Consider the following 7,501-nt stretch of genomic DNA (forward strand, 5'->3'; position numbering starts at 1 on the left):
GAATAAACTATCCTGATGTTTCTCTTTTAAGCCTTTCAACCAGAAATGCATTTTGGCGCCAGCGTCACCCTCAAAAGAGGGTGAGCTGGCGGGCGGCGGCGACTTGGCGCTGCCACGCGGGTGACGCGGCTTCTTCGTCGAGCCATGTGCGCACGAGGGCCACCGGCCCGCCCATCGCGGCGACGGCGTGAGCCGTCGTGAAGTGCGAGCGGTAGCCGGTCTCGGTGATCGGGAGCGGCGCGCGCTCGGGCGCGATAGCCTCGATTTCGAGGTGGGCCGTGTCGAGGCCGTAATCGTCGGCGAGACTGAGCCAGCGCGGCTCGTAGCTGATAGAGATTCTAACGCCGTTCCAAACGGTTTCGTGATGCTCGTAGTGGCGTGTGAAGGTGCGGCTCATGCTGCACCGCCTTCCGTCGCTTCATCGGCCTTCGGGGGCAGAAGAACGATACGGCCATCCAGCGGGTAGAGATCGAGCTGGAGAGTGTGGCCATCGCCGTTCTGGTGCTGCCAGGCGGCCCCGATGCGGGTCCAGAAGGCTTTGCCGCCTTTGACTTCGCGGACGTGCCAGGCAATCAATGCCGGGGCTTTGGTTTCGGATTTTTTCGTCATGTCTTTTCTCCTTGGTTTGCATTGCCCTTTCGGGCGTGCCCACGGAGAGCCAGGCGCGATGGCGCGGCGTCACACAGGAAAATTGGGGGGACCGGACGCCTGCGGACGGGGGAGCCGAGGCTTCCTGTTGACGGCAGTAGCGCCCGCGCATGGCAGGGGGCTCAAGCTGCCCGATTGGAATGCAAACACGGCAAGGGGAAATCAGGACGGAGCCGGAACCGGAGCACCGCCCTTTGACGGCACAAGGTCATGCTAAAGGCGAAAGCACAGTCCGGATCGTGATGTGAGCCATTGGCTATCCAGAGGTGCGGCCACACCGTATCGCTGAAACATCGTCTGTGTGGCGCTTCCATCGTCTGCCCCTTCCCGCAAGGTTGATGGCGGCGGTAGCGCGGCACCTGCTGACGATAGGCGAAGGGCATATCGTGAAAACGGGGTCTCTGTTACGAATGGCCTGCAAAAAGGCAGGCTCCGCAATCCATTGCCTCTGGTTCGCCAGCGGCTGAGGCAAAGGCTTTGCGGAAAGACGCGATCACGGGGGTGCTTGAAGCTCTGCGCACCTTTTTCCCGTGCCCGCTTGGCCGATTCCACGACCGGGGAGCGCCAGCGGCGCGTCGTGAAATTCGGCAGAAACGCGTAGCTCTGTTGCATCGGCCATCGAACTCGATGGCTGGTGCGATGCGCGCTAGCGTTTGGGGCGGCGGGGCTTGTCCGTCTGTTTGGCTTTGATGGACTGCACCTCTTTGGCCTTGGATTCCAGCTCGTCGATCTCGGCGTTCATTTCGGCATGCATCGCATCCCATCCGCCGATTCCCATGAGCACGCGGTCGGCGTGTTTGATGGTGTTTACATGCCCATAGTGCTGTTCAATCATTTTGACGGAGGTGCCCATCTGCTGGGCGAGGATATAGACATCGACCCCGGCGGAGAGCCGGAGCGTGGCGTAGGTATGGCGGAAGCAATAGGTCGTGCGGGGAATGCCGCTCGGGCCTTCGCGAAGGTCGGTGTATTTCAATAATTCTTCGACGGTATCGCGATAAAGCCATTTGGCGGGTTTACCGTTGATAATCGTAAACACATGATCGTCGGGCTTGGTCGCCTTTGAAAGCTCGCGCACCCGATCAAGGTATTTTGCGACGCTGAGCGGGGCAATCAGCTTGCGTGTTTTGCCCTTGCCCTGAACGTAGAGGACAAGGATTTCCTGTCCGTCTTTGTCTTTTGCGGTGGTGATGTCCCGCCAGCGTAGGTTCTTCGCTTCCGGCGGGCGCATCCCCGTGTTGCACATAACAAGGATGAAATTGTAGCAAATCTGGCGATACCAGACGCCTTGCGGCGTGGTCGCCTCCTTCATCCATTTGCGGCCTTTGGTGTGGAGCTTGCGGTATTCTTCCAGCGTGAACTCGTCGCGCCGGTTCGATTTGAGCTTCGGCATGCCCTCAAAGCGATGATGCGCGGGCACGTATCGCTTGCCGATGGCATAATTCATGATGGCTGCGAAAATGGTCATCTCGATGCGGATGGTGGAATCGCTGATGACGCTCTTGCGACGGCCTTCGCCATTTTCCCGTCGCCACAGCGGATACTCCGACCAGCGGTCTTGCGTAATCAGATGAATCTGTGTGCTGCCGACATAAGCCTTGAGGGGGCCGTCGATCTTGCTTCTTATATTTTTGCAGCGGGCTTGGCTGACCTCGCCCGCGTTGGCGCGGCGCTGTTGGGCGTCGGCATATTCCTCCGCCACCTGTGAGAAGGGACGGTTGAATACGGGAACATCGTGCTTCACCCGAAAGCGGATGTCGGCATCCTCGTCCATCGCGCGGTCACGCGCCGTCTGCCGATCCGCCGTGCGCAGCGAGATCGTCTTGTAGCGGTCCTCGTTCTGGATTCTGATCCGGCAGTAATAGTTATCGTGTCCGACATCACCACGTCGGAAGATGATAAGGCCCGGCTTGATCTGCTCTTTGTCGAGGATGAAACTCATTTCTCCGCTTCCCACTGTGCAGAAACTGTGCAGATTGGCGGCGTAAGTGCTTGATGTGCCGTACCTGTGTAGGTTCTGTGTGGGTCATTGTAGCAAAAAATATTGTTTATTTGTAGTGGTTTGTTATGATCCCTTCACCCGCTCCATGTTCCCCAAGAAAGCCGTCCCAGCGTCCTAATCGCCCTGCGTCGCGGCTTCCTCGTCCAGCCATAGACTGCTTGTGGCTCTGCCGGTAGAGAGCTAACCCTAACCCCAAAATTGACAATCTTTGCCAATTTCTGCACATTGCGGAACATAGGAGCGCGCTGTGGCAACGATGAACATTTCCCTGCCAGACCCGATGAAGCATTGGGTGGAGGGCCAGGCAGAAACCGGGCGCTACAGCAATGCCAGCGATTATGTGCGTGACCTGATCCGTCGGGATCAGGAGCGCGCCATGAAAATCGCGCACATGCAGGCGCTTGTTGACGAGGGTCGGGCCAGCGGCACCAGCCCTCGCAGCGTAGAGGATATTTTCGCTGACGCGGCAGCGCGCGTTCAGGGGACTTAATGCCATCCTACAGTCTGTCGAAAGGGGCGGAACGCGACCTCGCTGACATCGCAGCCTACAGCATCGAAACATTCGGGATTGAACAGGCGCTTGCCTATCGCGACGGGCTGACCAACTGCTTTACGTTTCTTGCCGAGCATCCCAAATCCGCCCGCCTGCGCCACGAACTCAATCCCCCGGTGCGTGCGCGCCGGTTTCGGTCTCACCTCATCTTCTATGATGAGCAGTCCGATGGCGGAATTTTCATTCTGCGTGTGCGGCATTGCCGTGAGGACTGGTTGGATGGGGAGTAGGCAAAACCTGCATCGCTCCCCCTTCAATAAGGCGCGTCCCCATCCCGCACGGGAATCGCGCCCCGCCGCCCGATATTCCATCCCGCCAACCTGTGTCCCGCCAGCGCCGCGTCCACCGGCGTGGCGCCCGCCAGCCGCGCGTGGAGATAGCCGCCGTTGAAGGCATCGCCAGCCCCGCTCGAATCGATCACCGGCACCCTCTGCGGGATCGGCACGATGGTGCCATCGACCAGAGCGCCTTCGCCGCCCAGCTTCACCACCACCTCACGTCCCTCGCCCGCGCCCCAGCGCGCAGCCGCGTCCTGCGCATCATCGGCCGCGCCCATTTCCACCTCATCCGCCAGCGTCGGCAGCCCCATGTCGCTCACAGCGATCGCCCGGTCGCGCCAGTGGCACGCGGTCGCCGCGTCGCTCCACAGCCGGGCGCGATAATTGCCGTCAAACGCCACCTTGCCGCCATTGGCCCGCACCGCCGCGCACAGGTCCAGCAACGCCTCCCGTCCCTCGTCCGGCAGGATGGCGAGCGTGATGAGCGAGAAATAGAGCAGGTCCGATTGCGCCGCCTGCGCCACCATGTCGGCACTGCCGGGCAGGTCGAACATCCGCCGCGCCGCTGCCTCGCCGCGCCAATAATGGAAGCTGCGCTCACCGGTCGCGTCGGTCTCGATCGCATAGAGGCCGGGCAGCCGGTCCGCCGCGCGCAGCACCAGCGTGGTATCAACCCCCTCCGCCTCCCATGCCGCGCACAGGTCCGCGCTCATCGGATCAGCGCCCAGCGCACTCGCCAGCCTTACCGTGTCGCCCGACCGCGCCAGATGGATCGCGGTGTTGATGACATCGCCGCCATAGCGCAGGTTCCAGCTGTCGCCGTCCCCCCGGCTCAGTTCCAGCATCGCTTCGCCGATCACCGTGACGTTCGCCCCTGCTACGCTGCCCATGCTACATCCTGCTCCTGTTGACACCGGTGTCGTGCGGAGCGCCCGCGCGCAAGTCAAGCCATCAGCCGGACAAAGTCCTGTTTTGCATCAATCGGGAACGTTTGCGCGAAATGCGCGTTTTGCCTGTGGCAAGGACGCCTCTGATCCATTCGACGTCCGCCTTCGGGGAATTCATGATTAGCGCTGCGCCTGGACGTCCCGACAACCGCTTTGAACTGCTGGTCCAGAGCGTTACCGATTACGCCATATATATGCTCGATCCCACCGGCACCGTCGTCAGCTGGAACGCGGGCGCGCGTCGGTTCAAGGGCTATGAGGCAGACGAGATTATCGGCCAGCATTTTTCCCGATTTTACACGGCGGAGGATCAGGCCAGCGGCATCCCCGCCCTCGCGCTCTACACCGCCGACCATGATGGCCGATTTGAAGCGGAAGGCTGGCGCGTGCGCAAGGACGACAGCCGTTTCTGGGCCAGCGTCGTCATCGACCCGATCCGTGATCCGCAGGGGCAATTGCTGGGCTTTGCCAAAATCACGCGCGACCTGACAGACCAGCGCGCCGCCAAGCAGGCCTTGCGCGACAGCGAGGAGCGGTTCCGCCTGCTGGTCGACAGCGTCACCGACTATGCCATCTATATGCTGGACCCCATCGGCACGGTAACGAGCTGGAACCGGGGGGCGGAGCGCTTCAAGGGCTATCGCGCGGACGAGATTGTCGGCCAGAATTTCGCCCGCTTCTATAGTGACGAGGACCGGATGGCCGGTCTCCCTTCCCGCGCGCTCCACACCGCCGAAACCGAGGGCCGGTTCGAGGCCGAAGGCTGGCGCATCCGCAAGGACGGCACCCGTTTTTGGGCCAATGTCGTGATCGACCCGATCCGCGATCCGCAGGGCGCGCTATTGGGCTATGCCAAGATCACCCGCGACCTCACCGAACGGCGCGAATCCCAACGCGCGCTGGACGAGGCGCGCGACGCCATCGTCCAGACGCAAAAGATGGACGCGATCGGCAAGCTGACCGGCGGGGTGGCGCATGACTTCAACAATCTGCTGGCGGTGATCGTCGGCAGTCTCGATCTGGCGCGGCAACGGATGGGCGGCGGCACGGACATCAGCCGCTATCTCGACAATGCCATGGCCGCGGCGGAACGCGGCGCGACGCTGACCCAGCGGATGCTGGCCTTCGCCCGCAAGCAGGAATTGAAGCTGCAAAGCGTCGATTGCATCGGGCTGGTGCGCAACATGGCCGACTTGCTGAACAGCACGCTGGGAAGCGCCATCGCCATCGAAACCCGCTTCCCGCTCGCCCTGGCCCCCGCCCATGCCGATCCGGCGCAACTGGAACTCGCGCTGCTCAATCTGGCGGTCAATGCGCGCGACGCAATGCCGGGCGGCGGACTGATCATTGTCGAAGCAGCGGAAATCACGGTCGATGCCGGCGAGCGGCCCGATCTGTCGGCGGGAAGCTATATCCGCCTGGCCGTCACCGACACGGGCGAAGGAATGGACGAAGCCACGCAGCAACGCGCCCGCGAACCCTTTTTCACGACCAAGGGCGTGGGCAAGGGCACCGGGCTTGGCCTGTCGATGGTCCATGGCTTTGCCCAGCAATGCGGCGGATCGCTGACCCTGTCGAGCGAGGTCGGGGTCGGCACCAGCGTCGCGCTGTGGCTGCCCGTCGCCAGCGGCGATGCGGCCGAGGCAGCGCCTGCACGCAGCGAGGCTGTGGATGGCCTCGACACGCCGATGGTCATATTGGCGGTCGACGATGATGATCTGGTGCTGATGAACACGGCCGGGATGCTGGAGGATCTGGGCCATACCGTGTTTCAGGCCAGCAACGCCGTCGATGCATTGCGCCTGCTGGAACAGGGCGCGGTCGATCTGGTGGTGACGGACCATGCCATGCCGGGCATGACCGGCGCGCAACTGGCCGATGCGATCGAAGCCTGTTTCCCCGGCCTGCCCGTCATCATCATCACCGGTTTTGCCGAACTCCCCCCGCACGCCAGCGCCCGCCCCCGGCTGGACAAGCCGTTCAAGCAGGCCGAGCTCGCCCGCATCGTCAAGGCCAGCCGGGCGTCGCGCGCGCCTGATCCGTTGGCCCATGCCACGGCCGCGCCGGGCGGGGATTGACGCTTTTGGCGCATAGGGGGTTGCCAGCGGCCTGCACATCGCCAAAGGGATAAATATTCCAACAAAATCGCAGGATTGCATGGACACGCCGTTTGCGCCCACCCCGACATCGCATTTTTTCACGTCGCTGCGCACCCGGCTGCACTATCTCGACTGGGGCAATCCCTCCGCACCCACGCTGATCCTGATCCATGGCGGGTTCGACCATGGGCGCAGCTGGGACTGGACGGCGCGCGCGCTGGCGCGGGATTATCATGTCGTCGCCCCTGACCTGCGCGGCCATGGCGACAGCGGATGGTCGGCCGACGGCGCCTATATGATGACCAACTATGTCTATGATCTTGCGCAATTGGTCGACTTGCTGGACCGGTCGCCGGTAACGATCGTCGCCCATTCGCTGGGCGGGTCGATCGCGCTGCGCTATGCCGGACTGTTTCCTGACAAGGTGCACAAGGTCGTCGCGATCGAGGGGCTGGGCCTGTCGCCCGACCGGGTCAGGGACAGGGCGCAAGAGTCAGAACCGGACCTCTGGCGCGCATGGATCGAAACCCGCCGCGCGAGCGCACGCCGCACCCCCAAACGCTATCCCACGATAGAGGCGGCGGTCGGGCGGATGCGCGAACGCAACGAACATCTCTCGCTCGAACAGGCGCTGCACCTGACCATCCATGGCGTCAACCGCAATGAGGATGGCAGCTATAGCTGGAAATTCGACCCCTATCTCAACGGCATGGCGCCGCAGGCCGGGTCGGACGACAGCCTGCCGGCCTTCTGGCGCCAGATCACTGCGCCGACATTGCTGTGCCTGGGGCTGGACAGCTGGGCGTCCAACCCGGTCAAGGACGGCCGCGCCGCCCATTTCACCAACGCCCGGCTGGTCGAATTTGCCGATGCGGGCCACTGGCTCCACCACGACCAGTTCGCCCGCTTCATCGCGGAATTGAGGGCGTTTTTGTAAGATGTACATCCTCCCCCTGTAGGGGAGGTGGCTGGCC

The 7,501-nt window shown here is 62.7% G+C and carries 8 protein-coding genes; 4 read left to right on the plus strand and 4 right to left on the minus strand.

The genetic code is table 11. The features are described 5' to 3' along the window. Positions 1 to 70: 70 nt before the first annotated feature. The 3 genes from EBBID32_RS17540 to EBBID32_RS17550 all read right to left on the minus strand — a co-directional run bounded on the left by EBBID32_RS17540 (position 71) and on the right by EBBID32_RS17550 (position 2,590). Complete coding sequence (locus tag EBBID32_RS17540) at positions 71 to 397, minus strand: hypothetical protein (protein WP_006962336.1); 327 nt, start codon at positions 395 to 397, stop codon at positions 71 to 73. Continuing rightward, on the minus strand, positions 394 to 609 hold the full coding sequence (locus EBBID32_RS17545) for a hypothetical protein (RefSeq protein WP_006962338.1): 216 nt from the start codon (positions 607 to 609) through the stop codon (positions 394 to 396). Before EBBID32_RS17545 ends, EBBID32_RS17540 begins: the two co-directional genes overlap by 4 nt. Before the next feature lie 685 nt (positions 610 to 1,294). Next, complete coding sequence (locus EBBID32_RS17550; protein WP_006962340.1) at positions 1,295 to 2,590, minus strand: tyrosine-type recombinase/integrase; 1,296 nt, start codon at positions 2,588 to 2,590, stop codon at positions 1,295 to 1,297. 316 nt (positions 2,591 to 2,906) lie between these two features. Here EBBID32_RS17550 and EBBID32_RS17555 point away from each other — a divergent pair, with 316 nt between their 5' ends. Further along, a complete protein-coding gene (locus tag EBBID32_RS17555) occupies positions 2,907 to 3,140 on the plus strand; it encodes a type II toxin-antitoxin system ParD family antitoxin (protein WP_081628119.1) in 234 nt (77 codons plus the stop codon). Further along, the gene (locus tag EBBID32_RS17560) at positions 3,140 to 3,433 is read left to right on the plus strand and encodes a type II toxin-antitoxin system RelE/ParE family toxin (RefSeq protein WP_006962344.1); all 294 of its coding nucleotides are present in this window, start codon (positions 3,140 to 3,142) and stop codon (positions 3,431 to 3,433) included. The genes EBBID32_RS17555 and EBBID32_RS17560 overlap by 1 nt, the downstream gene beginning before the upstream one ends. A gap of 23 nt (positions 3,434 to 3,456) precedes the next feature. Here the strand turns inward: EBBID32_RS17560 and EBBID32_RS17565 are convergent, their stop codons facing one another. Further along, the gene (locus EBBID32_RS17565; protein ID WP_006962346.1) at positions 3,457 to 4,371 is read right to left on the minus strand and encodes a sugar kinase; all 915 of its coding nucleotides are present in this window, start codon (positions 4,369 to 4,371) and stop codon (positions 3,457 to 3,459) included. Positions 4,372 to 4,544: 173 nt separating this feature from the next. Here EBBID32_RS17565 and EBBID32_RS17570 point away from each other — a divergent pair, with 173 nt between their 5' ends. Both EBBID32_RS17570 and EBBID32_RS17575 read left to right on the plus strand, forming a co-directional pair. After that, positions 4,545 to 6,506 carry a hybrid sensor histidine kinase/response regulator gene (locus tag EBBID32_RS17570; protein ID WP_006962347.1) on the plus strand — a complete coding sequence of 654 codons (1,962 nt, stop codon included), beginning with the start codon at positions 4,545 to 4,547 and terminating at the stop codon, positions 6,504 to 6,506. 79 nt (positions 6,507 to 6,585) lie between these two features. Next, positions 6,586 to 7,464: an alpha/beta fold hydrolase gene (locus tag EBBID32_RS17575; protein WP_006962350.1), complete on the plus strand. Its 879-nt coding sequence runs from the start codon at positions 6,586 to 6,588 to the stop codon at positions 7,462 to 7,464. Positions 7,465 to 7,501: the final 37 nt, after the last annotated feature.

The organism is Sphingobium indicum BiD32, assembly GCF_000382885.1.
GTDB classification, from domain to species: Bacteria; Pseudomonadota; Alphaproteobacteria; order Sphingomonadales; family Sphingomonadaceae; genus Sphingobium; species Sphingobium japonicum_C.